Source organism: Labrenzia sp. PHM005 (assembly GCF_006517275.1).
Classification (GTDB): domain Bacteria; phylum Pseudomonadota; class Alphaproteobacteria; order Rhizobiales; family Stappiaceae; genus Roseibium.
This window is the reverse complement of sequence record NZ_CP041191.1, coordinates 3,452,925-3,479,354: the sequence shown is the minus strand read 5'-3', so window position 1 is coordinate 3,479,354 and position 26,430 is coordinate 3,452,925. Positions and strand designations below refer to the sequence as shown.

Sequence of the window (26,430 nt, the reverse complement as noted above, 5' to 3'; positions counted from 1 at the left end):
CGAATGCGTTCATTCCGCCTAGACAAAACCGATCACCGCTGTGGTCAAGTTCAAGTCCACGACCGCCTGCTGCCCCTGCATGTCAAAAACAATCGCAGGAATGTTCATCGGGATGCTGATGGAATAGTTCGATGCAGTCGCGTAGTCCGTACTGTTGTAGTACTGGCTTGTCGCCTGCATATTATTGACATTTGGTAAGGTGCTCGTAATCGCCTCATCGTCCATATTGTAGGAATACTCACACTCGCAGCTCCCCCCTTGGCTCTCCTGTTTTATTGTGAAAAGGGCCCCAGTACGCTTGGCGACACGAAAGGGAAGGTCAACGTTCTGGAACACTGTCTGATCGCCGCCACCCGGGTAAACACCATTTGAAATCACTCCCAATCCCGCCACCGAGACTGTCGGATTTCCTTGGGTTTGAGGCATTTCGACAAGAATGGTCCCCTGCCTCCTCAGAATGTTCGTGGTGCTGACAGCCTGACCGCCTTGCATCCGGCAGACCAGCTGCATGCCGTAATTCCCGGTGAAATATGAAAACTGGACGACCGCCGCCGTGTTGTCCAAGGGCGTCGCGGGAAAGCTGTTTGAGACGTAACAATCCACCGGAACGGTGAGCTGCACACTGTCTGTCTGGTCGATTGTGACAGACGCTTCTCTTTGTTTTGTGATCGTCTGTGCGCTGGTCCGCGAATAAATTGAACCGACAGTGAAAATTTTGCCAATTCCGACCTGCGGAATGCTGAAGGTGCTGGACGTTGATTTTTGAAAGATGTCAATTGACCCGTTTTTCTTGGATTCACCGTGACCAAATGTACAGGTCATAGCCAAACCGGAAGGGTTCTTCTTGAACGGGATCTGAAAATTGAGGGTCTCCAGGTTTTCAAACATCGACGAAACAGTGGCTTTGATGTCCACAGCGGATATCAGGCTGAAATTGCCTATGTAAGTCCGGCTCGATCCGAGAAAACTTGAATACCGGATATTGATGACCTTGTTGCCGTTTCCGTCTGTCGGGCCCAATTGCAAGCCGGAGTCATTGATTGACCAGAAGATGTAATAGTCCTTGTGCCGGGTGTTGTCGTTGTATTGCCCGACCGCCGTTTCTATCGCTGTGATGATCGCGGAAGGATCTTGACCGGTGGCCGCCTGGTTGAGGGATGTGATTGACAAAGGTCCCGATGATGAAGCCTCATAGACATAGGTCACTTCATTTTGCTGGTTCCGGCCAATAAACAATAACGCAACCAGACGCACCCCGTATTCGTCCTGCTTCTTGCCCTCTGATTTGCGCATGGTGCAGTAATAGGTTCGCAGTTCCGTTATCTCGATCAGTTCGGTCAAATCGAGCAACGTCGCGCCAAAGACGACATCACTGCTTTTGGTTTCCAATCCGATCTTGAATTCTGTATTTTGGGCTCCCTTGGCCACCATCGCACGGAGCGGGTAGACTTTTGCAGGGTCGTCGTCCTTCTTGAAGCCAAACCCAATGGTTTTTATCTCGGTTGCCAGCTCGGGCACCACCATCATGCGCGGGCAAGGCTTTCCAAGAAGCGCCGTCAGGTTCTGCGCATAGGCCCGGTCTTCAGACAAGGCGGCCGCGTCTTCAAGGCCGGCTTTAAGCTTGTCCCGCAAGATCTTGAAATTGGCGTCCACCTGTTGCTGTCCGGCTTGCGGGTCGGGTACGCGCTTGTAATTGGTAATCATGCAAACGGTCCTTGCCATCTCTAGGGATGCCGGTAGGACGCACAGCACACAAGTTTGTGAGAAATCACCTCGCAACGACAGCGTCATTCGCGTTTTTTGGGCTCGCAGCCCAAAATAAAAAAGGCCCGCGATTGCGGACCTTTCAAAGCTCAGAATTGTAAGGGCTGCTTACTGGCCTGGTGTCCAGGCTTCATAGTCGCCAGTGACATCCGGACGTTTTTCCGGGGTCAAGATGGACCCTTGCGGACGGTAGGCGTCCTGCGTACCAGTGCGATTGGCATGATGCGGTTTCTGCCAGCTCTTGGCATGGTACGTCTCGTCCGTCGGCGCCGTGTCGACCCGGTGATGCATCCAACCATGCCAGCCCGGAGGGATAGTCGACGCTTCAGCGAGGCCATTATAAATAACCCAACGCTTCTTGCCGTCACGTTCCTTATAGTACTTGTTGCCGAATTCGTCTTCGCCGACAAACTCGCCCTTCCGCCATGTGAAGAAGCGCGTGCCCATCGTATAGCCGTTCCACCAGGTGAAGAGTTCAAGCAGAAGCTTTTTCATGGCCCTTATAAGGTCCCTTGGTCTTAGATCGCAGGATTTGGCGGCAGCGAGGACCGCCTGAATTTCGGCGGACTATGGCGTCAAGCGTAGTATCTGTCCAGTGCCGCATTGCCGCAAGACCCCGAAATTGAACCATATATGCGAAGTGGATCGAGAATCACTTCCTAATTGCTGATCCGGACGCGCCAAACCGGCGGCCATAAGGCCGCCGTACAGTCTGAACCGTGACGTTCAGCTAAAAGATCAGGCGTTGCGGATATGGCGTGACGCGGCTGAGTGCCGTTTTTTGGCCCCTTCCGCCCGGCGGGCAAATCCACCTGGCGCGGCCGGAACTGGCGCAGGTTTCTTCTCGAATGCTTCTTCCACGACATCCTCGACTTCTGCCCGTTTTTTCACTGCTGTCTGATGATTGATCCGGGCGTTGGCAAGCGACTTCATCTTCTCCGCCTGCTCATCCATCATTTTTTGAATGCCGAAGATATTATAGAAGCCGGAATGTTCCAGAACCATCGGGCGGTCGTCATTCAGAACCCATTCGATTCGCTTATAGAGAGTCGACGGCGACAACGGCTTGACCAGCACATGATGAGCCCCTGCCCTAAGCGCTTTATCCACCAGCGGCCGGGTGCCATGGGCTGTAATGAAGAGAATCGGAACAAAACACAGGGGCTCCATGTGCTTGTGGCGCACAAGCCGCAGCAGCTGGTACCCTGTCGTGGGAGCCATCCGCCAATCGGTGATGATCAGATTCGGTGGCTCAGCCAGGCTGGCCTCCAGCGCATCATCGACCGAATCGAATGTACGCACCCGCGCAACCTTGAAGCTCAGCAACGTAGACCTGAGAATCGTCTGCATCGGCTTGCTGTCTTCAACAACAACAACGTCGATATCATCCATTGCCAAGCCAAAGGCAGCATGATGTTTCATTAAGACGGTCCCTTATCCCTAGTACTGGGGTACTAAAGCAGAGCCGCCTTAAACCGCGTTGAAATCGCTCGATGCCATTTTCTTCAAATTTTCATAAAATTCTATCTATTCTCATCCACAGCCTTTATTGGGCAAGTTTGACAGCCGTTTAGCGCTGTTTTCCGCCCGCTCCATCCGGCATCCGGCCGCAGTTCTATTGCACTCCCCGCTATCCACATAGACACACAAGATTTTGCGCTTGCCCTCAACATAGGCACTAGCTGTTGTCATTCGCGTCTTGACCTTAAGAAAGCATTTACATTAATTTCGACATCATAGCGATGTGCGTAGTCGGCGGCCCTGTCAGGCTTCCCGATCATCCAAAATCCAGTATTCGAGTACCGATTCCGGAGCTTCTTTACCAAAGACCGGAAAGCGGGTTTTTGTGTGCCCTTTTTTCGGTGCGCATCGTGACAAACCTGTTGATGAACACTATATGTAGTGGATCATTAACAAAGAGACGCTAGATACAGACTTCACACCTGTGACATACAGGCATGACATTCGGCGGCAGAGGCCAGTGGGAACACTCCGCAGAATGACCAGGTGGACACATTGAACGGTTCGGGGCGAACCGGTCGGGGAATTAAAGGGGACTTGAGAAAATGCGGATCGAGCGGCGCTATACCAAGGAAGGCCAATCGCCTTACGCCAGCATAGACTTCCGGACAGCAACCAGTGAAATCCGCAATCCGGATGGATCGATTGTTTTCCGCCTGGAGGACATTCAGGTTCCGGCGCAATTCTCTCAGGTCGCTTCCGACATCCTGGCCCAAAAATATTTCCGCAAGGCCGGCGTTCCCGCCAAATTGAAGCCGGTGGAAGAAAACACCGTACCGTCCTGGCTGTGGCGCCAGGAAGCCGATGAAAAAGCCCTCGCCAAACTCCCGGAAGACGAGCGTTACGGATCGGAAATCGACGGCCGTCAGGTGTTCGATCGCCTGGCCGGCACCTGGACCTACTGGGGCTGGAAAGGCGGCTACTTCGACACCGAGGCCGACGCCCACGCCTTTTACGACGAGCTGCGCTACATGCTCGCAACCCAGAAAGTCGCGCCGAACTCCCCGCAATGGTTCAACACCGGCCTGCACTGGGCCTATGGCATCGATGGCCCGAGCCAGGGTCACTATTATGTCGATTTCCAGACTGGCAAGCTGACCAAGTCCAAGACCGCCTACGAGCATCCGCAGCCGCACGCCTGCTTCATTCAGTCTGTTGGCGATGATCTCGTCAACGACGGCGGCATCATGGATCTGTGGGTCCGCGAAGCCCGCCTGTTCAAATATGGCTCCGGAACCGGATCCAACTTCTCTCATGTCCGTGCTGAAGGCGAAAAACTCTCCGGCGGCGGTAAGTCTTCCGGCCTGATGAGCTTCCTGAAGATCGGCGACCGGGCAGCCGGCGCGATCAAGTCCGGCGGCACCACTCGCCGTGCGGCCAAAATGGTTGTGGTTGATGCCGACCATCCGGATATCGAGGAATACATCAACTGGAAGGTCAAGGAAGAGCAGAAAGTGGCGGCCCTCGTCACCGGCTCCAAGATCTGTCAGAAGCACCTCTCCGCGATCATGCGCGCTTGTGTCAACTGCGAGGCAGACAACGGCGATTGCTTCGAGCCGTCCAAGAACCCGGCCCTGAAGCGTGAAATCCGCGCTGCCAAAAAGATGATGGTGCCGGAGAACTACATCCAGCGCGTCATCCAGTTCGCCAAGCAAGGCTTCACCAAGATCGAATTCCCAACCTACAACACGGACTGGGATTCTGAAGCTTACTTGACCGTTGCAGGCCAAAACTCCAACAACTCTGTGCGCGTCACCGACGGCTTCCTGAACGCAGTTGTTGAAGACAGCGAGTGGGACCTGACTGGCCGCAAGACCAACACCGTCTTGAAAACCGTCAAAGCCAAAGAGCTTTGGGAACAGATTGGTTACGCCGCTTGGGCCTCTGCCGATCCGGGCCTGCAGTACCACACAACCATCAACGACTGGCACACGTGCCTTGCTGACGGCGAAATCCGCGCCTCCAACCCGTGCTCGGAGTACATGTTCCTGGACGACACCGCCTGTAACCTGGCGTCCTTGAACCTGATGCAGTTCCGCAATGAAGATGCATCCTTTGCCATCGACAACTTCGAACACGCCACACGCCTGTGGACCATCGTTTTGGAAATCTCGGTCTTGATGGCGCAGTTCCCGTCCAAGGAAATTGCAGAACTTTCCTACAAGTTCCGCACCCTTGGCCTTGGCTACGCCAATATCGGCGGTCTGCTGATGACCTCCGGCATTTCATATGACAGCGACGAAGGCCGCGCGATCTGCGGTGCGATCACCGCTGTCATGACCGGTGTGTCTTATGCAACCTCTGCAGAGATGGCTGGCGAACTCGGCTCTTTCCCTGGGTATAAGAAAAACGCCAAGCATATGCTGCGCGTCATCCGCAACCACCGGCTGGCCGCTCACGGCGAAACAGGCGGCTATGAAGGGCTGAACACCAACCCGGTACCGCTTGACCATGCCTCTTGCCCGGAACCGATCCTGATCGACCGCGCCAAGAAAGCCTGGGACCGGGCGCTCGAACTCGGAGAAAAGAACGGCTACCGCAACGCCCAGTCCACCGTCATTGCGCCGACCGGTACAATCGGCCTCGTCATGGACTGTGACACCACAGGCATTGAGCCGGACTTTGCTCTTGTTAAGTTCAAGAAGCTTGCCGGCGGCGGTTACTTCAAGATCATCAACCGCGCGGTTCCTGAAGCGCTTGCCAAGCTGGGCTACAAGGAAAGCGAGATCGCCGAGATCGAAGCCTATGCGGTTGGCCATGGTTCCATCGATCAGGCACCGGGTATCAATCCGTCAGCGCTGAAGACAAAGGGCTTCACCGACGAGAGCCTGACCAAGCTGAAGGACGGCATGAAGTCGGCCTTCGACATCAAGTTCGTCTTCAACCGCTGGACGCTTGGCGACGAGCAGATGACAGCTCTCGGCGTTTCCGACGAACAGCTGGAAGACGGTGAGTTTGATCTTCTCGGCCACCTCGGCTTCAGCAAATCGGATATTGAAGCGGCCAACACCCACGTCTGCGGTGCCATGACTCTGGAAGGCGCGCCTTTCCTCAAGGAAGAGCATTATCCGGTGTTTGACTGCGCCAACCCCTGCGGCCGTATCGGCAAGCGCTTCTTGAGCGTCGAAAGCCACATCCGCATGATGGCCGCAGCCCAGCCGTTCATCTCAGGCGCGATCTCCAAGACGATCAACATGCCGAACGATGCGACCGTTGAGGACTGTAAAGAAGCTTACATGCTCTCCTGGAAGCTGGCGCTGAAGGCCAACGCGCTCTATCGCGACGGCTCCAAGCTCAGCCAGCCTCTGAACTCCCAGCTTCTCGCCGATGATGACGATGATGCGGAAGATGCAGCCGAAGAAGTGGCAGCCCTGCCGCAGGCCGCCAAGGCCGAGGTTGTGGCCGAGCGCATTGTCGAGCGGATCGTCGAACGGGTTGTGCGTGAACAGGAAAAACTGCCGACACGCCGTAAGGGTTACACCCAGAAGGCCAAGATCGGCGGGCACACTGTGTTCTTGCGCACTGGTGAATATGATGACGGCCGCCTTGGCGAGATCTTCCTCGACATGAACAAGGAAGGGTCGGCGCTGCGTGCCTTCATCAACAACTTCGCCATCTCCGTCTCCCTTGGCCTCCAGTACGGTGTGCCGCTGGAAGAATATGTCGACGCTTTCACCTTCACCAAGTTCGAGCCGGCTGGCATGGTCCAAGGCAACGACGCGATCAAGAACGCAACATCGATCCTCGACTATGTGTTCCGGGAGCTCGCGGTCTCCTACCTCGGCCGTCACGAACTTGCGCACGTTCCGCCGGAAGTCTTCAGCGGTGACAAAGTGTCTGCTGGCACCATGAAGGACAAGAAGGACACGGGCATGGTGTCCCACGGCTTGGTCCGTGGCCAGACAGAGCGCTTCCGCCTGGTGTCGGACGAACCGTCCGGAGAGATCACCCAGACTGTAACCGCTGAACTTGGCGGCTCTCCGGCAGCTCAAACGTCGGCTGTTGCGACAGCCTTTGCCCGCGGCAGCGAAGCAGCTGTTGCTGTTGAAGTTGCCCCTGCTCCGCAAGTCAGCACGCCCGCTCAGCAAATCGCCCAAGCCCGCATGAAAGGCTATGAAGGCGAAAGTTGCGCCGAATGCGGCAATTTCACCATGGTGCGCAACGGCACCTGCCTGAAATGCGACACCTGCGGTTCCACCTCCGGCTGCTCCTAAGGCTCTCGCCGGGAGGTCGCCCAGACTGGTTTCCCCCGGTCACAGCGCGCCTCCCGGCACCCAATAACAAACCCGCCCATCGGAAACGATGGGCGGTTTTTTTCGTTCCAGGTGTTATGAACTGCATCCAGATGGAGAAACACAACGCACACCAACTCATTTAGACGAGGCGATCTAGGCCTTGTCGGTTGGTCCTGTCTCTGGACATAGAAAACAGCTGGTCCTGAAACTGGTGTGAATTTCAGCTAATCAGCAGACGCCGAAACAACAGGTAGGCGCTTCCGATTTGCCATGCCCTCTCTAAAGATAAATTGCGACGCTCAAATCACGATGAGAGACGCCTAGTGAATTTTCTTTAAGCCCTACTAGTAATTCTATCAATGAGCAGTGATATACTTACCCTAAGTAACATAATTTAAATATACACCAAAACTGGCCTACAACCCTATAATTTTCCTTAAGTCAAAAAACTACGATGACGCAGATATTATTTACTTCTTAAACCCGAACGCAGTATTTTTATACTTGCGTACGAGTTGATGCTTCCTAAACGCTGTTGGTGGGACTTTGAATATATCCGATCAGAATTCCCGAAGTGGATTTAAGACCGAACTGATCAGACGATTGAAAACAATCGTAGTCGTCTGCTTAATTACGGTCGCCTCTCAGATTTTTGGTCTGGAGACCGCTCAGACGGACACCGCTTTCCCAAAACTCAATCTTCTGACAGAGGACTGGAAGCCCTACCACTATGTCGAAGACGGTACTGTAAAGGGGCAAACAGTCGATCTTTTGCTGAATATATTGAAGAAAGTCGGATCAAAGCAGGGGCGCAAAGATATCGTGGTTCTCCCTTGGGCCCGGGCCTTCAGAGAATCTCAAACCAGACCGAACACCGTGCTTTTCTCGACCGGCCGCACGCTCGAAAGGGAGAAGCTTTTTAAGTGGGTGGGGCCAATCGTTGAGTTTGACTCTTATTTTATCGGCAAAAAGGAGAGGAACTTCAAAATTGAACAGTCTGAAGACCTCCATCAATACAAGGTCGGTGTTGTGATTGATGGTGCAAGCGCTGCCTTTGCCAAGCGACATGGCATTCCAGACGCAAACATCACCTTTAACACTCAAGGTCTCTTCAATGTCAGAATGCTGGCAGCTGACCGGATTGATTTCATACCAATCCAATGGAAGAATTTTGAACGGCTTGCAAACGAAGTAGGCGTAAATCCTTCCGAATATGAGCCGGTGTTTCTTGCAAATACCGTTAGTTTGAACTTCGCATTTAACATCGACACGCCCAATTGGGTCGTTGAACGGTTCCAGACAGCTCTTGATGACTTACTTGTTTTAAGGGATCAGGAAAAACAGTTCGAAAAATCCACTCGCGAAGTTAACTAGACTATTGTTTGGTCCGCACATCATTTGGAGCAGCCTTCTAGAGCCTTAAGACAGTTTCAGACAACATCTGCGGCTCGGCCTCAGGCCGCTGACAAGGTTCTCGCCGGGACACCCCAGACCGGTTTCCCCTGGTAACAACGCTAAACCAGATTCCCGCTAATAACCCCGCTTACTGGGGACGTTCGGGCAGAATTTGTTTTGCCATGGCGGCGGCTTACCGGGCGATCACCTCAAACGGTATTCTCGACCTCTTTCAGCTCAACCTTGTAGCCCCAAAGACGTTCGATGTGATTGATGGTCTTGTTTTTGCTGGCTGGATCGAGCTCGACGCCATTGCGTTTGACCGCTTGCAAATGCAGGCAGCGGTCGCCCAAAAGGTCGGCATCGACAATCTGAATGTCCGGTTCCAGGAATGACATGTCGTGATTGAGCGCCAGCACATCCCTTAAGTGGCGGTAGCCTTGGGTGTCGTGAATGCCGGTGACGGTGCAAAACGAGTTTTTGGCCTCATCGGCGAGCGCAAACATGCGGAAGTGGCGCATGACGGTCGGCGACAGGAACTGTTGGATAAAACTTTCATCCCGGTAATTGGCCCAAGCGTGTTTCAGAACACCACGCCAGTCGCCACTGCCGGCAATATCAGGAAACCACTCCCGGTCTTCATCCTTCGGCTCGGTACAGATCCGTTTGATGTCCTGCATCATCGCGAACCCAAGGGCATACGGATTGATCCAGGAATAGCGCGGATCATCAAACTCCGGCTGGGTGACGACATTGGTGTGACTGTGCAGGATTTCCAGCATCGCACCGTCTGTAATCCGGCCCTGTTCATAGAGCGTGTTGAGGATGTGGTAATGTACGAAACAAGCACACCCCTCATTCATGATTTTGGTCTGTTTCTGCGGATAGAAGTACTGCGCCACATTGCGGACGATCCGAAGAATTTCCCGCTGCCAGGATCTTAATACCGGGCTGTACTGCTCCAGGAAATACAAAATGTTTTCTTCCGGCAGCTGCATATTCTGTTTGCGTTTGGCAAGGGCCGCATCGCCTTGCTGATCCGTGTCCTGGTCCGGGATTGTGTTCCAAAGATAATAAACGTTCTGCTCGGAGGCCTTGAGCCGCTCAAGACGTTGTTCTTCCGCCTCCTTCAACGAGAGCTGGCGCGGCCGGCGATGCCGGAACACGCCAAAGGACATCAGCGCATGCGCCGCATCCAAAATGAGTTCAACGTCTTCAATTCCGTGACTTTCTTCACAGTCGGCGATGAATTTGCGGGCATATTCCAGGTAGTCGAGAATTCCTTCGGCATCCGTCCATTGTTCGAATAAATGATTGTTCTTGAAGAAATGATTGTGGCCAAAGGCTGCATGAGCCATCACCAAGGCCTGCAAGGCCATGGTGTTTTCTTCCAGGCAATAGCTGATACAAGGATTGGAATTGATCACGATCTCATAAGCGAGGCCGCGCGCGCCTTTGCGGTAAAGATGCTGATGCCCGACAAAGTGTTTGCCGAAAGACCAGTGGTGATACATCAGCGGCATGCCGATGGAGGAATAGGCATCCAGCATCTGTTCGGATGAGATGATTTCGATCTGGTTTGGATAAAAGTCCAGCTCCAGATCCTTCAAAGCGACGTCCTCAAGAGCGTCATAGGTCCGGTTCAAAGTGTCGAAGTCCCAATCAACCTCGGTAAACAGAGGCTGGCTCTTAGACTTTGGTGACCGCTTAGCCATGCTGTTTCCCCGCATCATCCCGTGCAAACAACTCGCGGAACACCGGATAGATGTCCGTGGCTGTCGCGACACGTTTTTGGGCGAAATTCGGCCAGCTTTGCGCCACAAGGCGATAGGAATCCCAAAGTTCCATGCCGCTAAGTTCGCTGCGGATCAGCTGGGCTTCGTTTTCTTCAACGATTTCAACATAAGCAAAGTACTGGCACATGTGCATGATGTCTTCGCTGAGGAGCTTGGCGCATTTCAACGAGTCACCGCTGTAGTTTTCGCCGTCAGATGCCTGAGCTGCATAGATGTTCCACTCCGACGGCGGATACCGGTCGGCTATAACTTCTTGCATTTTGACCAAGGCCGTACTGACAACGGTTCCGCCGGTCTGTCGAGAATAGAAGAAGGTTTCTTCGTCAACTTCAGACGCATCGTGCGTATGACGGATAAAAACAATCTCTGTTTTGTCGTAGCGCTTGTTCAAGAACAGGTGCAGCAGCATGAAGAACCGCTTCGCGAGATCCTTCTCCCGCTCGCCCATCGATGCTGAGACGTCCATTAGGCAGAACATGACCGCATTGGTGTTGGGTTGCGGCTGCTGGACGAAGTAGTTGTAGCGCACGTCCAAAGGATCGATGTAGGAGATCAGCCGCCGCCGGCGCACAGCCTTGGCGTGTTGCGCGTGCAAGTCTGCCAGCTCGGACTGCTGTTTCTCTGTCGGAACAGCGACATCTTCAAGAACCGCGATCTTTTCCTCAAGCGCTTTCAGGTCCTTCGTTTTCGGGCGCTTAAGTCCGATCCTGCGGCCATACGCATTACGCATCGTCCGGCCGATGTTGATATTGGCCGGGGATCCGGAAACCGAGAACCCCGCACGTTGCGGCTTGGTTTTTGTGATCTCCTTCAAACTGTGTTTGATCAGATCGGGCAGTTCCAAGTCATCGAAGAAGAAATCGAGGAATTCCTCCCGCGACAGGGCAAAGAGAAACTCATCTTCCCCTTCCCCGTCCGCCGAGCCCTGTTTGCCGCCAGCGCCGCCGTCGCCGCTCGGCGGCTTCTTGATCCGGTCTCCGGATTGGAACGTTTTGTTGCCGGTATAAATGCGCTCATGGCGCCCGGTGCCTGTCCCATTGCGGAAGCTCGGCTCGGAAATGCCGTCCGTGGGCACGCTAACGTTCTTGCCACGGTCGACATCGGCAATGCCACGCTCTCTGACGGCGTCTTTAACCGCTTTTTTGATCTGCGATCGCACCCGCTTCAAAAACCTGCGGCGGTTGCTGAGGCTCTTGTCTTTCGGGTTCAGCCGGCGGTCGATAAAATGCGTCATGCTTCAGACGGCCTCCAGCCGGGTTATCCGGCTTTGTTGACACGCATGTACCATTCCACAAGCCGCCGAACCTGGCGTTTTGTGTACCCATGGCTGGTCATGCGCTCGACAAATTCGTGGTGCTTGGCATCCGTCTTCTTGTCGCGTTTGGCACCAAAGCTGATCACCGGAAGCAGTTCCTCGACCTTGCCGAACATCCGTTTTTCGATCACCTGCCGCAGCTTCTCATAGCGCCGCCAGTCCGGATTCCGGCCCTGGTTCTCCGCCCGGGCCCTCAAGACAAATTTGACGACCTCATTGCGGAAGTCTTTTGGATTGGCAACACCGGCCGGTTTTTCGATTTTTTCCAGTTCCTTTTCCAGGATTTCGCGGTCAAAAATCTGGCCGGTATCAGGATCTTTGTAATCTTGCTCCTCAATCCAGGCATCGGCATAGGCGATGTAGCGGTCAAACAGGTTCTGACCATAGTCTGTGTAGGATTCCAGATAAGCTTTCTGGATTTCATTGCCGATGAAGTCCGCGTAATGCGTTGCAAGTTCGGTCTTCAGAAAATCAAGGTATTTGCTCTCGGTTTCATGATCGAACTGCTCGCGCCGGACCGCCTGTTCCAGCACATACATGAGATGGACAGGATCAGCCGAGATTTCTTCCGTATCGTGGTTGAACGTTTCGGATAGAACCTTGAAAGCGAACCGAGTAGAAATCCCGTTCATGCCCTCGTCGACACCGGCAGCATCGCGGTATTCCTGCATCGACTTGGCTTTGGGGTCAGCATCTTTCAGCATTTCGCCGTCGTAGACCCGGAGCTTAGAATAAAGAGTCGAATTCTCGTGCTCGTGAAGCCGGGTTAAAACACTGAACCTTGCAAGCAGCGGCAGAGTTTCCGGCGCACAGGGCGCTTCGGCCAACGCACTTTCATGCAAAAGCTTGTCGTAGATCTGGGCCTCGGCCGTTGCGCGGAGGCAATACGGCACCTTGACCACACTGATCCGGTCAAGGAACGCCTCGTTGTTTTTATTGTTTTTGAATTGATGCCATTCAGATTCGTTTGAATGCGCCAGAACCAGGCCCTGGAATGGCAACGCACCAATGTTTTCCGTGCCGACATAGGACCCTTCTTGGGTCGCTGTCAGCAATGGATGGAGCACCTTGATTGGCGCCTTGAACATCTCGACAAATTCCATCAGCCCCTGTGTCGTCCGATTGAGCGCACCTGAGTAGCTGTAGGCGTCCGGATCGTTTTGGCTGAATTCCTCAAGTTTCCGGATATCCAGCTTGCCGACAAGCGCCGAGACATCCTGATTGTTCTCATCCCCTGGCTCGGTCTTGGTGACACCTATCTGATGTAGACGAGAGGGATAGAGTTTAACGATCGAAAATTTTGAGATATCGCCATCGAATTCCTGCAGCCGCTTCGCCGCCCATGGCGAAATTAGGCCTTTCAGAAGCCGTCGAGGAATATTGTATTTGTCCGAAAGCAGATCGCCCATCTGGTCTGGATCAAACAGTCCTAAAGGGGATTCAAAAACCGGACTGATCTGATCTCCGGCCTTCAAAGCATAGATGGGTTCTTGTTCCATCAGCTTTTTCAGGATTTCAGCGATGCTGGACTTTCCGCCGCCGACGGGGCCGAGCAGATAAAGGACCTGCTTGCGTTCTTCCAGGCCTTGGCTGGCATGACGGAAGTAGCCGACGATCCGTTCGATCGTCGCTTCCATGCCATAGAGTTTTTCAAAGGGTTTATAGCGTTTGATCGTCCGGTTCATGAAGATCCGGCCAAGGAGCTGGTCCTGGCTGGTATCGACGATTTCCGGCTCACCAATCGCAGCCATCATTCGTTCAGCTGCGGTTGCGCGCATCAGAGCATTGTCCCTGCACCCAAGCAGGTAGTCCTGGATCGTCAGTTCTTCCAGGCTCTTGTTTCTATAGTCTTCAGCGAAACGTGTATAAATCTCCATTTTCGGCTTCCATTTCAGGCGATTTGATAGCGTCACCCCCTCTATTGTAGATGGGGCTTCTACTCTCGAAGGCAATGAAAAAGCTGGCGTTTCACCGCTCAAATCGACTCAAAATGATTTGTTCTGATTTCCCGGCTGGGCCAGCAGCCTTTGCCATCTCAAATAGGATAATATGCAGGCTGGGTGTTGTGACGCATTTGGCGGAAACATCCACAATCAACATGCGAAATTATGAAAATAAGGCAAAAAAACGAGGATTGCGAAGCCCCGTAACGGATGACGATTGCCAGACTTCGCAAACTCTCATCGAGATAAATGACGAGCGCAAAAGATAAATGTGAATCACATAACAGCCAGCTCAGACACGCGTCGCGCTTCTTAACGACAGAGCCTCAATTCAATTTCCAGCGGCCGATAATTTGCGATTTGCGCGATGCCATGCGGCGAAAACTCATAAGCATCACGGAACCGGCTTGAGGTAGCTTTCCATGATCCGGCCGATTTCACCGCTGTTTTTCAGTTCGGCAATGGCTTGGTTCAAGGCCGGTAAATGGGCTTCAGCGCAGGGATGAACCCGAAGGGACAACTCCGTGGTTTCTACCGTTTGCGCAAAGTTTATCTCCACTCCCATGTCATTTGCGAGATATTGACCGACCGTTTTTTCAAGGATACCGGCCTTTGCCCTGCCTTGGTGAAGCATCATAATCATTGTCCGTTCGGACTTGACGTCAAACCGCTCATCAAACTCAAAAGTGGGGTATCGATACCCTAGAATCGCTAAAACGGGCTCGTCCTTCACGGAGATTTGGTCCACGCCCTGGTCCGGCCCTGCATATGCAAGGGCGTCGATGTGTTTCATAAACGGTTCTGAAAAGTGCGAGTTCGCCAGCTCTTTATCGGAATACCACGTCGGTGAGACCCCAAATTCGAGCTGTACCTGACAGCTTTCAAACAGATACCGGCCACGGGTTGCCGGCATTACTTCCCATTTGATTTCGATGCCAGTGATGGCGGTGACTCGTTCGGCAATGTCGTAATAGATACCGCGCCGCGGCGCTCCTACCGGAAATAGGAAGGGCCGATACCCATCTTCCGCTTGCCCGGTCACAAGAACAGGGCGTTCTAAGCGCGGCTCCTCAGCAATGACTGAGGGAGTGCAAAACAGAAACAAAGATGAAACAACAGCTGCCCATCTACTGAAGAACGCTGTTGCGCCCGAGATGTGCATTGCCTTTTTAACAAAAACTTGCCGAACCCCTCTATACGCGGCTTCGTCGCAGACTTCTGGAGTGCTGCTGCAAACAGATACCTTTATCATCTGCAAGTGCCTCCCTAAGGCGTGAAGCCACTTTTTGAAGTTCCGTTGTCTGCCCAATTATGTGTCATCCGGCAAAAAAACGGTTATGAGCAGTCAACTATACGCCAGATAGCCGTATAGTTTGTAGATTGTCACAGATACTCAGAAACGGAAGAAGACCTTCCGCGCCGTCCCCACTCAAGACGACGCGATTTTACGCCTGTGCAAATGATACCAGGCGTCTGCTGTCTTCATCCCAAAGTGCCAGATGCGCGCACTTCAAGCTTTCCCAAAACGTCAGCCGGTTGATGGATGCCAATTCAGGCTTCGCGGCCATGCACTCCTGCAAACGGTAATTGGGAATGTGACTGCACAGGTGGTGAATATGATGCAGTCCAATGTTGCCGGTGAACCAATTCAGGATACCCGGCAGCTGGTAGTAAGATGAGCCGAGCACGGCAGCGGTCTTTCGATCCCACTCCCCGTCTCTAGACCAATGTGTTTCTTCAAACTGATGCTGGACATAGAACAACCAAACACCCGCCGCACCTGAGAACACCACGATCGGGGCAAAGATCAAGACAAAGTTCACCCAGCCAAACAGTGCGCCGATTGCGCCGTAGACAACGATAATTGCTACGTTCAGCATAAGAACGCTGCTGGTCATTTTCCGTGAAGGTCTTTGCACGGTGAATGGCAGCCGCTGAATGATCAGAAAATGCACAACACCGCCCACGAACGTCATGATGAACGGATTGCGGTAAATCCGGTAATTGATCCGTTTCATCAATGGCAGCGCTTTGTATTCCGCTACCGTCAGCGTATCGATGTCACCAAAACCACGCCGATCGAGATTGGACGAGGTCGCATGGTGAAGCGCATGGGCCCGTTGCCAATAGGCGTAAGGCGTCAAGGTTACGATGCTGATGAGCCGCCCCGTCAGGTCATTCGCCGTTTTGGACGCAAAAAACGATCCGTGGCCGCAATCATGCTGAATGATAAAGAAGCGGATGATCATTCCGGCTGCAGGCAGCGACAAGGCAAGTGTAATCCAGTAGCTGTAATCCAAACTGAAATACATTGCGCCGATCAGCGCTATAAATGGAATGACGGTGGTTACAATCTGCCCAATCGCAATTCCAGTGTTGGGCGTGCGGAACTGCTCGCAATGCGCGGCAAGGTCCTTAATCTGATTAGGCTGCAATGGAACATCCCGGTATTTTAAAGATCGGGACTATTCCCTTGGGACACGTGGTGACAGACCCGCGGTGACTGGTCAACGCGCCTTCCGTCGCACTCCCCATAAAGTTCCCTATTTCGGCCATTTTTACTGGTCTTTTCATCAATAGATTGCACTGACCTGCGTCGCCACCGATCAATCAGTGATTTTTTGGAGATACCGCCGAATCTGGCAAGAGCTTTTCTTTACGTGTTTTTTCGTATCAAAGGCTCGAAAGCGGATGCGCCGGCGACTATATTCTGCCAGCGTCTTTAACAAGATTTCCAAGACCGGATATGACCAGCCAGCCACCGCTCTTTCAGTTCGATAATACCTATGCCCGGGATCTGCCGGGGTTCTATGTCGATTGGCAAGGGGCAGCTGTGCCTGACCCCAAGATGGTGTTGTTCAACGATGACCTTGCCGATGCCCTCGGCCTGGATGCGGCGTCTTTAAGCGGGACAGACGGGGCTGCGATTTTTGCCGGTGTATCCCGCCCTGAGGGGGCATCTCCCCTCGCCCAGGTCTATGCGGGTCATCAGTTCGGCGGGTTTTCCCCGCAGCTCGGCGATGGGCGGGCGCTCTTGATCGGTGAAATCATCGACCGCCAAGGCCAACGCCAGGACATTCATCTAAAAGGCTCTGGCCGGACACCGTTTTCGCGCGGCGGCGATGGCAAGGCTGTGATCGGACCGGTGCTCAGGGAGTATATCCTCGGCGAAGCCATGCATGCACTCGGCGTCCCTACCACCCGGGCCCTTGCCGCGGTCACCACAGGTGAGATGATCCCGCGCGAGGGCACAAAACCGGGCGCCGTTCTTGCTCGTGTGGCTTCCAGCCATTTGCGGGTCGGCACATTTCAGTTTTTCGCAGCAAGAAGCGAAACGGACAAAGTTCGCCAGCTTGCCGATTATGCCATCGCCCGGCACGATCCTGATCTGTCCGGAGAAAATGATCGCTATCTAAAGTTCTTCAGGCAGGTGATCGAACGGCAAGCGGCCCTCGTCTCCAAATGGATGCTGATCGGGTTTGTGCATGGCGTGATGAACACCGACAACACTACAATATCCGGCGAAACCATCGACTATGGCCCCTGCGCCTTTATCGATGCCTACGACCCCGCAGCCGTTTTCAGTTCCATCGATCATGGCGGACGATACGCTTTTGGCCGCCAGCCAACAATCCTGCAGTGGAACCTGGCCCGGCTGGCTGAAGCGCTGCTTCCCTTGTTCGATGCGGAGGATTTAGACAGGGCCGTCGCGCTCGCTTCCACAGAACTCGACCGGTATCCAGAGCTCTATAAAGCAGCCTGGATCAAAGGTATGGGTCAAAAGCACGGCCTTGAAAGCCATCAGGATGACGACGTTCAGTTGTTCGAAGAGCTTCTCAGCACGATGACAGAGCAAAAGGCCGATTATACGCTGGTGTTCCGGAAGCTTTCTGAGGCCGTCAATGGAAATGACGAAAGCGTCAAAACGCTCTTTGCTGACCCCGCCCGCGTCAGCACTTGGTTGGACCGGTGGATGCAACGGCTTGCAACGGAAGCTAGACCATTGGATGAGATCAGCGCTTCCATGAACCGGATCAATCCGATCTACATACCGCGCAATCATAAGGTGGAAGAGGTTTTGTCGGCGGCAGAAAGAGCTGATTATGCCCCGGTTAAAACGCTGCTTGCAGTGCTGAAAAATCCGTTTGACGAGCGCCCCGGCTTAGAGGCCTTTGCCGAACCCGCACCTACAGATTTCGGCCCCTACCAGACTTTTTGCGGCACCTAATCCGGACAAGCTTGTAAGGCCAATTTAGAACTGCAATCGCATTTCATATTGGCGCAGAACTTCTTCACCGCCTAACGCAGTTAAAAAGGCTGTGAGTGTTGTTGCTTCCGCATCAACATTCACGAAGGACAGCACCTCCGTATCGACGGCCTTTGCCAAAGCAATAACAATCGCCGTGCCAACACCCTGCCTGCGAACATCCCTGCGAACCGCGATCTGGACAACCGCACCGCTTTGATAGATGGCGCCCCACCCGATCAACGTTCCATCCCGTTGAAACGCACCTATAAGTTTGGTGGTCACTGGTTGACTGCCAACCGCCGCCCGGCTGTTTTGCGGGGTGGCTTGCACGTCTTCAAAAAAGTCAGAGAGCACAGGCAATTCCCCAATTGTCAAAGCCCGGATTTCGAAACCATCTGGCACTGAAACCGAAAGGGATTCAGAAGGTACCTTATAGACCAGCAGGTCACGGGCCCGCCGGAATCCCATGGCTTTATAGACGGCAACAGCCCCGTTGTTTGTGGTAATCACTTCGTGTTGCAGGCCCGATGCGCCGTCCGCTTGGCAGGCGTTCGAGACCATATGAAAAAGGGTTTTGATTAGACCTTTTCGCCTGTGGGCGGGCACTGTTCCTGTCGACAGTGTGTAGCAGCGGTTTCCGTAGTCTTTCAGCGGTGTGCTGGCCAGCCAGAACGCGGCGATTTCATTCCCTGACCGGGCGACAAAGGAATGCTCCGCCGAAAAACCGCGCTGAACCTGAAAATCCTTGAAAGCCGAAACGTCCATTTGCAACGGAACCAGATAGTCGGAAAACGCAAGATTGAGCGCAGCACACAGATCTTCGGCTGCGATATCACTGCAATTTGTCACTTCAATTGGCATGGAACAGTCCAGAGGTGAATTAGGTGTTCAAAACTGCAATGGTCAGACGAAAATCGCATTGTCAGTTGTCCGATCAGCAATAGTCACAATCTCGATTTCCGTCAATATTTCAATAACCTAGTTCATGTTTTTCCGGAATTTTCAACACACCGCGTAACCTATTGTAGTGACCTTGCCCCTCTAATCAGGCAGGCCAAAAAAGACCGGACAAGGTCGCTCCAGAAAGGAACAATTATGAAATTCGCTACCGGACTTATCGCGCTTGCTGCAGTTACAGTGATGTCACCAGCTATGGCGGCGGATATCAACCTGACAACGGAAGAATACAAGCCGTTCAACTACACGGATGGTGACAAGATTGTCGGATTTGGCGCAGACCAAGTGTTTGAAGTCATGAACCGCGCTGGACTTTCTTATGATGTAGAGATGGCTCAGTGGTCACGCGCCATTGGCCTTGCAGAGAAGAAAGCGGATTATTGCGTCTTCACGGCTTCCCATACGGCTGAACGCGATCCCAAGTTTGTTTGGGTTGAGCCCCTTAACGTCGACCGGACGCTTCTGATGAAAAAATCCGGTTCGGATGTGAACCCGTCGACAATTGAAGACGCGAAAGCTTTCACTGTTGGCACTCAGTCACAAGACTACACAGAGTCCCTTCTCAAGGATCAGGGGTTTCCGAAAATCGACGCAGCAAAGAACATGGAAACAACCTTGAAGAAGCTAGATGCTGGCCGGATTGACCTGGTTGCAGTCTCCGAGGCGTTCTACAACAGTTTGAAAAAGGACGGTAAAGACGTAGATATCGCGGTCGTTCTGTCTGAAACCGTGCTATCCATGGCTTGTAACCCTGGCACAAACGCCGGAAACGTCAAGAAGATGCAGGATGCTCTGAAATCGATGATCGACGACGGAACGCAGGCTAAAATCCTAGCCAACTACCAATAAGCTAGACAGACGTTTTCACTGTTCAGAAATGTAAACGGCCCCTACGCACACGAGTGCCGGGGCCGTTATTGTGTTCGGCTGATCGAGATACCCGGCGGAGCTAACAACCTTATACCGCACAACGCCTTGGTCGATCTCTTCTCGTCCAAAGGAAACAAACGCGGTCGAGAGGTTCATCCGTAAGTCAATTAATCGGTTTCGGCCGGATATAGGACCCGATGATGCGCTCAAACTCGCCGTTTGCTCGGATGATGGCCATACCGCGGTTGAAGGCGTCGACAAAATAGGGACCGTCTTCAGTCTGCCGGGAAATCAGCAGATGGTAGGACCAGGGATAAGTCAAACTCTCAAGATGACTGATCCGCTTCCGTTGATCTTCCGTCAGATGTTCGCGAACAGCATCATAACCGCTGGTTTCCAGTTCTGGCACAAAATCCACCCGCCCCATTGCGAGCATCTGAAAGAGTTGCTGGTTGTTCGGCACACGAGCAACAATGATAGAATCATTCTCAACCAGCGTAGTAAACTGCCGGCCAAATGCACTTGAATCCAGTGCCCCCATAACCTTGCCGGTTAGATCTTCCGCTTTTTGGGCCGCAACCGGATTGTCGTGAGAGAAGAACACGACTTCCCGCAAAGTAAATAAAGGATCGCTAGGCAGATACAGGCGCTCGCGTTCTGGTGTCAGCACCCACATGAATGTGCCGTCCCATGCCCCGCGTTCCACAAGCATCATCGCCCGGTTCCAAGGGAAGAACCCGTACTCAACTTCAATGCCCACGGCTTCAAAGGCTTTTGTCACCAGCTCCGAAGCGGCCCCATATTCGGGCAAGTTTTCGGATTGATATGGCGCCCATTCGCCGTTGGTTAGGCGTATCTTGGTGGGTTTGCCGGCAGCAGCAACGCTGACAGAAATACACAGAGCGAGGAGTTGGATAAGTAGAAGTCTAAACAAAACGAAATCCCCCGGCTGGGATTTTTACGATCACCCAATAGTGCCATGCCTTTATAGTTTTCCCAAGTAAGTTTTTTATTTTATCTAATCAGGATTAATCCCTATTCGCACACCGACCGTAAAGGCAACAAAATATTATATTTACCCGCTGAACTTAATTACTATCGGTCGCTAGATTATACATGCGAGATAATGCATACATCTAAGCAAAAAAAGTTTTGTAGAGACGCAGAGACTTGGTTGAAATCAGTTCTTCCTAAGACCAACATCTCAGGCATGCTGCAAAGGCGACTACCTACGATTTGTCTGCGCTAAATCCATGCAATTTATGCGAAGCTCTCCGCGACGTCGTACATCACCGGCTCGAAGCTCTTGCACAGTGCTGAGATCCGGCGGTTGCGCTCGCGCATTTCTGGTGACCGCAGCATGGCCAGAAAATCATCGCGCTTGCGCCATTGAGAATAGTTGGCAATCCGGGTCTGAGCGTCGTTGACATGCAAACCGGCGCCAATAAACCCTGGCTGATGCTGGATAAAGCTGTCATAGGCGTCTTTGAGTTCTTCCAGGAGGTCTAAACAAGTCCCCGGGGTCATTTCGAACGTGGTGATGACGGTCTGGCAATCGGTACCGGCGGAAATCTGGGGCATGGCACATCTCCGTTGAGTTTCTTCAAGGCTGACATGATTTTCCCGCAGGGGCAACTTGACCGCCATTTTCCTCTTCATGATGACCGGATTGCTACGATTCCTGGAACCTGCATCGTTACAACGGCTCTGTACGACAGCTCGAACAGCTCTTCGAAGTGTTCCGAGCGGGCACTTTCCCGCCGCCAAGCGATACAGATGGTTCGGCTTAGGTTTGCATCTGCTACATTTTTCAACAGGACATCGGGCTCTTTACCGAATTCGGACGCGATGTAAGCGGCCGGAAACAGACACAGCCCCATGCCGATGGAAACCATCTGGCGCAAAGCATCGAGACTTGTGCCTTCATAATCCTGCCGGAACTCCGCCCCTGCCGCATGGGCTAGGGCCTGCACATCATCGTGCAATCGGAACCCTTGACTAAGCGTGAGTAGCCGCTCTCCGCCTAACATCTCCACCGGAATAACGTCCAAGCCGGCAAGCGGATGAGACCTAGGCACGGCAAGCGACAACTCCTCCCGGCACAATTGAAGAGCCTGTAGACGCTCAGTGCCGGTCAGGTCCGGCGAAATGATGCAATCCAGACTGCCGTCAAGGATCTGTTGTTCTAGAACCGCAGGCCGGTCTTCGCGGATGTACAGCTCCAATCCAGGGTAGCTCGATTTTAGAATCGGCAGCAAATACGGCATGAAATACGGCCCGAAGGTGGATGGAACGCCCAGACGGATCAAACCACCCAAATTTTCCCGTCCTGCCTCAGCCGCGGTCACAAAATCGTCCAATGCCTCCAAGGCGCGCCGGGCCAAGGGCAGCAATCGTTCGCCTGCAGCAGTCAAACTGATTCCAGCAGCACCCCTTTCTAAAAGTGATGTCTCAAGACCTTCTTCTAATAGTTTGAATTGATGAGATAATGTTGGCTGTGAGACATAGCATGTTTTTGCTGCTTTTCCGAAATGCGTGCACTCTGCGAGCGCGATGAAATACTCAAGCTGCCTGGCAGATGGCCGATATCCCATATCAGTTTACCTCCAACACTTACCAGACATAGAGATAATCTATCGATATGATTGAAACAATGTATTTCAACTATCGAGATTTCATTTCCATATCAGGAGGTGTCAAAGCAACACTTTTTGAGGAGCCCGATAATGCACGCACGCCTGACTTCCTTGCGCAAACAGCACGGTACACTGGACAGCCTGATCCGGCGTGAGGAGCTGCACGCTTATCCAGACCGTGAGCACATCCGGGCACTCAAGAAATTCAAACTGCGTATGCGTGATGAAATTCAGCGCATCGAACTGTCGATGAATTGCACTCAGTCTGCAGCCTGACCCCAAATTTCGAAAGGAACTAACCGATGACTTTGTTCTGGCCTTATTACGGGATCAACGCATTGCCGTCCGGGTCCGCATCCCGGCGCTCCCGCTTGCGGGATTTGGAGGCCCGGATGGACTCCTTCCTGGTCGAAAAGGAAAACTCACACGGCGTCTGCACCAGAGTTCTGGGTAACGTCAAAGAGTGCAAATCCCGCCTGCGCGGCGAGTTGGCACACTTGAAGTAGATCCACACTGCCCGGTCCCATCCGGCCTCTCGTTTCCGCCAGGGGCGGCCCACCAGCCGGGCATTGCCGCCTGCCACTCAGAGCTTTCAAGAAAGAAGGCTTTGCTGGCAGGCGGTTTGTTTTTGACTATTCTCCGGCGGCAGGCTGAGCGTCCGCCGGCATTGCCGGTGATTTAGATTGACCTGCCTTAGTCGGGCGGACCCGGAAAAACAGCGCGTACAGTACCGGGGCAGCAATCAGCGTCAGTACTGTCGCAAAGGCCAGCCCCCCCATAATTGTGACGGCCATCCCTCGGAAGAACGCATCCGACAACAACGGCGCCATACCCAGGATCGTAGTAATCGCAGCCAGCATTACCGGCCGCATACGTGAGACGCTCGCCTCGACAATAGCCTGATACTTCTCCTTGCCCTCACCGATCATCAGATCGATTTCCTCAAGCAACACGATCGCGTTTTTGATCAGCATGCCAGACAGCGACAGGAAGCCGAGCAACGACATGAAACCGAACGGCGTGTCAGTCGCCAATAGCGCAATCGCGACACCGTTGATCGACATCGGGACCATCAGCCAGATAATCAGCGGCTGGCGGATCGATCCAAACAGCAGAATTGAGATGATCAACATCACCAGGAAACCAAGCGGCAGCTGTGCCCCAAGGGATGCCTGGGCATCGTTGGTACTCTCGTATTCGCCTCCCCACTCCAATGCATACCCGGCGGGCAGGACAATGGCTTCGATCTGAGGCCGGACACGGGCCAGGGCCGCTGTTGCTGTTTCACCGCCCGTCGTCTCCGCCTGCACTGTAATCGTGCGCACGCGGTTGCGGCGCTGGATCAAGGTGTCCTGCGGTTCCATGACGAATTCACGCACGACCTGATCGACCGGGACATACCGGCGTTGGCTGGCGCTCCAGACAACGGAGTCAGACACGCTTTCATTGACCGAAATGCCGTCAGTACCCGCTTTTCTCGCGACAATCGGAATGCTTTCATCAAAATCGCGATACGCACCAACCTGCACACCTTCGGTGGCAAACTGCAGGGCCAGAGATAACTCCTCTCGGGTAATCCCGGATATGCGAGCCCGGTCTTCATCAAAAACCGGCCGGACGACGAGTTCGCGCTGACGCCAGTCAGTGTTGATATCTGCGAGCTTGTTATCCGGCAGAGAGAAGATGGCCTTGGCCTCATCACTTAGGCGTTTGAGTGTATTTGCATCCGGTCCGGAGAAGCGCGCTTCGATTTTTGCACCTCCGCCAGGCCCAAATACCAGCCGTTTGGTGATGACCTGAGCTGAGGGAAATTTCTCCGAAAACTGTTCGCGGAGATCCAGCGCAAGCCCGTCGATCACCTCCCGGCTTGTGGTCCGGATGATCATATGGCCATAGGCTGGATTGTCATCCTCCGGGCCATAGGTTAGCATGAACCGCGTCGCGCCGCCGCCAGCAAAACTGGTGACCGTGCTGACCCGGTCATCGGCCAGAACGATGGCTTCCATTTCCTTCAAATCAGCTTCCGTTGCCCGGATATCGGTCCCTTGAGGCGTCCAGTAGTGGACATAAAAAAGCGGTGTGTTGCTGTCTGGAAAAAACGCCTGTTTGACGTTGCCGAAAGCCATGACACAGGCAACTGTGATCCCGATCAGAACGGCAATCGTCAGAAGACGAACATGCAAGGTACCAATCAGAAACTTCCGGTAGACCGTGTAAAGAATGCCTTTGTAAGGATCATGGTCACCATCAACATCTTCTGCCGTTCGGAAAAAATACTTGCCGAACAAGGGTGTCACGGTGATTGCAAATACCCAGGACAGCAGCAGCGAAATCCCGATCACAGCAAACAGGGAGAACAAGAATTCGCCCGTCGCATCCGGCGACAAACCAATCCCGGAAAACGCCATGATTCCGATGACGGTGGCACCCAGCAGCGGCCACATGGTCTGCTTGACCACTTTGCTCGCAGCTTCAATCGCCCGCATGCCGCGCTGCATGTTGATCATCATGCCCTCAGCCACAACGATGGCGTTGTCGACAAGCATCCCCATGGCAATGATCAGCGCGCCGAGTGAAATCCGTTCCATTTCAATTGCAAAGAGACGCATAAACAGAACTGTTGCCATCACGGTCAACAACAAAACTGTTCCGACGACCAGCGCGGCACGCCACCCCATGAACAACGCCAAAACACCGATCACAATGACCACGGATGCGGCCAAGTTGATGATAAATCCGTTCACCGATTCATCGACCACGATGTTTTGTTCATAAATCGGATGGATCTGCATCCCAACCGGGAGCTGCCCTTCAATTTCCGCGAGCTTTTGAATGACCCGGGCACCGACTTCCACGATGTTGGCACCGTCGACCTGGGACACCCCGATGGTAACGGCTTCCTGACCATCGTGGCGGATCAAGCGCGATGGCCGTTCAGGCTCGCCCAGTTCGAGGGTTGCGATGTCAGACAAGCGGATCATCGCGGTGGAGCCCGGGCGGCCGATCACAAGGTCCTGAATCCCCCGGAAATCATCAAAGGCCGATGCCGTCATCAGACGGATCCGTTTGTTTCCAGAGATGCCCGAACCGTTGGTTTGTATCCGGTTTTCAGCATCCAAAACGCCGATTATGTCGGTCATAGATATGCCAAGGCCGGCAATCTTGTCGTGATCGACATTGAGGTAGATGACATCCTCCGGTTCACCGGAAATATCCACTTTGCCGACCCCGGTCACGGTCAGCAATTCGCGGCGAATACGCTTGACCGTTTGCCGAATGTCCCTGTTGGTATAGCCGTCCGCTGTAAAGGCATAGAACAAGCCGTAGACATCACCGAAATCATCATAGACCAACGGGGTTCCTGCCCCTGCGGGCAATTGGCGCTGTTCGTCGCTGACCTTGCGGCGCAGCTCGTCCCAGACCTGCGGCAACTCCGTGCCGTCATAAGTGTCTTTGATCTCTACCCGGATGCGTGACAGCCCAGGTTCGGAGACCGAAGTGATTTTCTTGAGTTGCGGCATCTGCTGGATGGCCGTCTCAAGGATTTCTGTGACCTCGTTCTCAACCTCTGCTGCAGTCGCACCTGCATAACCGGTGATGACTTGGGCTTCCTTGATGGTGAAAGCCGGGTCTTCCAGCCGGCCGACGGTGCTCAGTCCCCACAGGCCGCCAAGCAGCGCCATGACAACGATCATCCACGTATTGACCGGTTTTTGGATGGAATAACGTGCAATATCCAAGGGATCTAA

19 protein-coding genes are annotated in these 26,430 nt (G+C 53.5%); 6 read left to right on the top strand and 13 right to left on the bottom strand.

Annotation, left to right across the window (positions count from 1 at the left end; translation table 11 throughout):
• Positions 1 to 18: 18 nt before the first annotated feature.
• The 3 genes from FJ695_RS15780 to FJ695_RS15770 form a co-directional block, all read right to left on the bottom strand.
• A complete protein-coding gene (locus FJ695_RS15780; RefSeq protein ID WP_141186339.1) occupies positions 19 to 1,704 on the bottom strand; it encodes a hypothetical protein in 1,686 nt (561 codons plus the stop codon).
• Between the two features lie 168 nt (positions 1,705 to 1,872).
• Positions 1,873 to 2,259 carry an NADH:ubiquinone oxidoreductase subunit NDUFA12 gene (locus FJ695_RS15775; protein ID WP_141186338.1) on the bottom strand — a complete coding sequence of 129 codons (387 nt, stop codon included), beginning with the start codon at positions 2,257 to 2,259 and terminating at the stop codon, positions 1,873 to 1,875.
• 243 nt (positions 2,260 to 2,502) lie between these two features.
• Complete coding sequence (locus tag FJ695_RS15770; RefSeq protein ID WP_141186337.1) at positions 2,503 to 3,186, bottom strand: PleD family two-component system response regulator; 684 nt, start codon at positions 3,184 to 3,186, stop codon at positions 2,503 to 2,505.
• Positions 3,187 to 3,830: 644 nt separating this feature from the next.
• Here FJ695_RS15770 and FJ695_RS15765 point away from each other — a divergent pair.
• Both FJ695_RS15765 and FJ695_RS15760 read left to right on the top strand, forming a co-directional pair.
• The gene (locus FJ695_RS15765; RefSeq protein ID WP_141186336.1) at positions 3,831 to 7,499 is read left to right on the top strand and encodes a vitamin B12-dependent ribonucleotide reductase; all 3,669 of its coding nucleotides are present in this window, start codon (positions 3,831 to 3,833) and stop codon (positions 7,497 to 7,499) included.
• 624 nt (positions 7,500 to 8,123) lie between these two features.
• A complete protein-coding gene (locus tag FJ695_RS15760) occupies positions 8,124 to 8,894 on the top strand; it encodes an ABC transporter substrate-binding protein (protein ID WP_168206383.1) in 771 nt (256 codons plus the stop codon).
• Positions 8,895 to 9,124: 230 nt separating this feature from the next.
• Here FJ695_RS15760 and FJ695_RS15755 read toward each other — a convergent pair whose 3' ends face one another.
• The 5 genes from FJ695_RS15755 to FJ695_RS15735 all read right to left on the bottom strand — a co-directional run bounded on the left by FJ695_RS15755 (position 9,125) and on the right by FJ695_RS15735 (position 16,404).
• Positions 9,125 to 10,630 (bottom strand): SpoVR family protein, encoded by a 1,506-nt coding sequence (locus FJ695_RS15755; protein WP_141186334.1) that lies wholly within the window; start codon positions 10,628 to 10,630, stop codon positions 9,125 to 9,127.
• The gene (locus FJ695_RS15750) at positions 10,623 to 11,945 is read right to left on the bottom strand and encodes a YeaH/YhbH family protein (RefSeq protein ID WP_141186333.1); all 1,323 of its coding nucleotides are present in this window, start codon (positions 11,943 to 11,945) and stop codon (positions 10,623 to 10,625) included. The genes FJ695_RS15755 and FJ695_RS15750 overlap by 8 nt, the downstream gene beginning before the upstream one ends.
• A gap of 23 nt (positions 11,946 to 11,968) precedes the next feature.
• Positions 11,969 to 13,903, bottom strand: coding sequence for a PrkA family serine protein kinase (locus FJ695_RS15745; protein ID WP_141186332.1), 1,935 nt, complete (start codon positions 13,901 to 13,903; stop codon positions 11,969 to 11,971).
• A gap of 460 nt (positions 13,904 to 14,363) precedes the next feature.
• Entirely contained in the window at positions 14,364 to 15,221 is an 858-nt protein-coding gene (locus tag FJ695_RS15740) for an ABC transporter substrate-binding protein (RefSeq protein WP_141186331.1), read from the bottom strand.
• A gap of 193 nt (positions 15,222 to 15,414) precedes the next feature.
• Positions 15,415 to 16,404, bottom strand: coding sequence for a fatty acid desaturase (locus FJ695_RS15735; RefSeq protein WP_141186330.1), 990 nt, complete (start codon positions 16,402 to 16,404; stop codon positions 15,415 to 15,417).
• A gap of 311 nt (positions 16,405 to 16,715) precedes the next feature.
• Between FJ695_RS15735 and FJ695_RS15730 the strand changes: the two genes are divergently transcribed.
• Positions 16,716 to 18,197 (top strand): YdiU family protein, encoded by a 1,482-nt coding sequence (locus tag FJ695_RS15730; RefSeq protein ID WP_141186329.1) that lies wholly within the window; start codon positions 16,716 to 16,718, stop codon positions 18,195 to 18,197.
• 24 nt (positions 18,198 to 18,221) lie between these two features.
• On the opposite strand, the gene FJ695_RS15725 is transcribed toward FJ695_RS15730, so the two are convergent.
• Positions 18,222 to 19,079, bottom strand: coding sequence for a GNAT family N-acetyltransferase (locus FJ695_RS15725; RefSeq protein WP_141186328.1), 858 nt, complete (start codon positions 19,077 to 19,079; stop codon positions 18,222 to 18,224).
• Between the two features lie 234 nt (positions 19,080 to 19,313).
• On the opposite strand from FJ695_RS15725, the gene FJ695_RS15720 reads away from it, so the two are divergent.
• Entirely contained in the window at positions 19,314 to 20,024 is a 711-nt protein-coding gene (locus tag FJ695_RS15720; RefSeq protein WP_141186327.1) for an ABC transporter substrate-binding protein, read from the top strand.
• Positions 20,025 to 20,208: 184 nt separating this feature from the next.
• Here the strand turns inward: FJ695_RS15720 and FJ695_RS15715 are convergent, their stop codons facing one another.
• The 3 genes from FJ695_RS15715 to FJ695_RS15705 all read right to left on the bottom strand — a co-directional run bounded on the left by FJ695_RS15715 (position 20,209) and on the right by FJ695_RS15705 (position 22,639).
• Complete coding sequence (locus FJ695_RS15715; RefSeq protein WP_141186326.1) at positions 20,209 to 20,979, bottom strand: ABC transporter substrate-binding protein; 771 nt, start codon at positions 20,977 to 20,979, stop codon at positions 20,209 to 20,211.
• Between the two features lie 326 nt (positions 20,980 to 21,305).
• Entirely contained in the window at positions 21,306 to 21,626 is a 321-nt protein-coding gene (locus tag FJ695_RS15710) for an antibiotic biosynthesis monooxygenase (protein ID WP_141186325.1), read from the bottom strand.
• A gap of 74 nt (positions 21,627 to 21,700) precedes the next feature.
• Positions 21,701 to 22,639, bottom strand: a complete 939-nt coding sequence (locus tag FJ695_RS15705; protein ID WP_141186324.1) for a hydrogen peroxide-inducible genes activator — start codon at positions 22,637 to 22,639, stop codon at positions 21,701 to 21,703.
• Positions 22,640 to 22,771: 132 nt separating this feature from the next.
• On the opposite strand from FJ695_RS15705, the gene FJ695_RS15700 reads away from it, so the two are divergent.
• Together FJ695_RS15700 and FJ695_RS15695 are read left to right on the top strand one after the other, a co-directional pair.
• Complete coding sequence (locus FJ695_RS15700; protein ID WP_141186323.1) at positions 22,772 to 22,957, top strand: YdcH family protein; 186 nt, start codon at positions 22,772 to 22,774, stop codon at positions 22,955 to 22,957.
• Positions 22,958 to 22,983: 26 nt separating this feature from the next.
• The gene (locus FJ695_RS15695; protein ID WP_141186322.1) at positions 22,984 to 23,187 is read left to right on the top strand and encodes a hypothetical protein; all 204 of its coding nucleotides are present in this window, start codon (positions 22,984 to 22,986) and stop codon (positions 23,185 to 23,187) included.
• Between the two features lie 126 nt (positions 23,188 to 23,313).
• On the opposite strand, the gene FJ695_RS15690 is transcribed toward FJ695_RS15695, so the two are convergent.
• Entirely contained in the window at positions 23,314 to 26,421 is a 3,108-nt protein-coding gene (locus FJ695_RS15690) for an efflux RND transporter permease subunit (protein ID WP_141186321.1), read from the bottom strand.
• Positions 26,422 to 26,430: the final 9 nt, after the last annotated feature.

Coding starts and splice junctions, on each gene's coding strand:
- FJ695_RS15780 (WP_141186339.1), bottom strand. CDS start 1,704: ATGATTACCAATTACAAGCGCGTACCCGACCCGCAAGCCGGACAGCAA.
- FJ695_RS15775 (WP_141186338.1), bottom strand. CDS start 2,259: ATGAAAAAGCTTCTGCTTGAACTCTTCACCTGGTGGAACGGCTATACG.
- FJ695_RS15770 (WP_141186337.1), bottom strand. CDS start 3,186: ATGAAACATCATGCTGCCTTTGGCTTGGCAATGGATGATATCGACGTT.
- FJ695_RS15765 (WP_141186336.1), top strand. CDS start 3,831: ATGCGGATCGAGCGGCGCTATACCAAGGAAGGCCAATCGCCTTACGCC.
- FJ695_RS15755 (WP_141186334.1), bottom strand. CDS start 10,630: ATGGCTAAGCGGTCACCAAAGTCTAAGAGCCAGCCTCTGTTTACCGAG.
- FJ695_RS15750 (WP_141186333.1), bottom strand. CDS start 11,945: ATGACGCATTTTATCGACCGCCGGCTGAACCCGAAAGACAAGAGCCTC.
- FJ695_RS15745 (WP_141186332.1), bottom strand. CDS start 13,903: ATGGAGATTTATACACGTTTCGCTGAAGACTATAGAAACAAGAGCCTG.
- FJ695_RS15740 (WP_141186331.1), bottom strand. CDS start 15,221: ATGATAAAGGTATCTGTTTGCAGCAGCACTCCAGAAGTCTGCGACGAA.
- FJ695_RS15730 (WP_141186329.1), top strand. CDS start 16,716: ATGACCAGCCAGCCACCGCTCTTTCAGTTCGATAATACCTATGCCCGG.
- FJ695_RS15725 (WP_141186328.1), bottom strand. CDS start 19,079: ATGCCAATTGAAGTGACAAATTGCAGTGATATCGCAGCCGAAGATCTG.
- FJ695_RS15720 (WP_141186327.1), top strand. CDS start 19,314: ATGAAATTCGCTACCGGACTTATCGCGCTTGCTGCAGTTACAGTGATG.
- FJ695_RS15710 (WP_141186325.1), bottom strand. CDS start 21,626: ATGCCCCAGATTTCCGCCGGTACCGATTGCCAGACCGTCATCACCACG.
- FJ695_RS15705 (WP_141186324.1), bottom strand. CDS start 22,639: ATGGGATATCGGCCATCTGCCAGGCAGCTTGAGTATTTCATCGCGCTC.
- FJ695_RS15700 (WP_141186323.1), top strand. CDS start 22,772: ATGCACGCACGCCTGACTTCCTTGCGCAAACAGCACGGTACACTGGAC.
- FJ695_RS15695 (WP_141186322.1), top strand. CDS start 22,984: ATGACTTTGTTCTGGCCTTATTACGGGATCAACGCATTGCCGTCCGGG.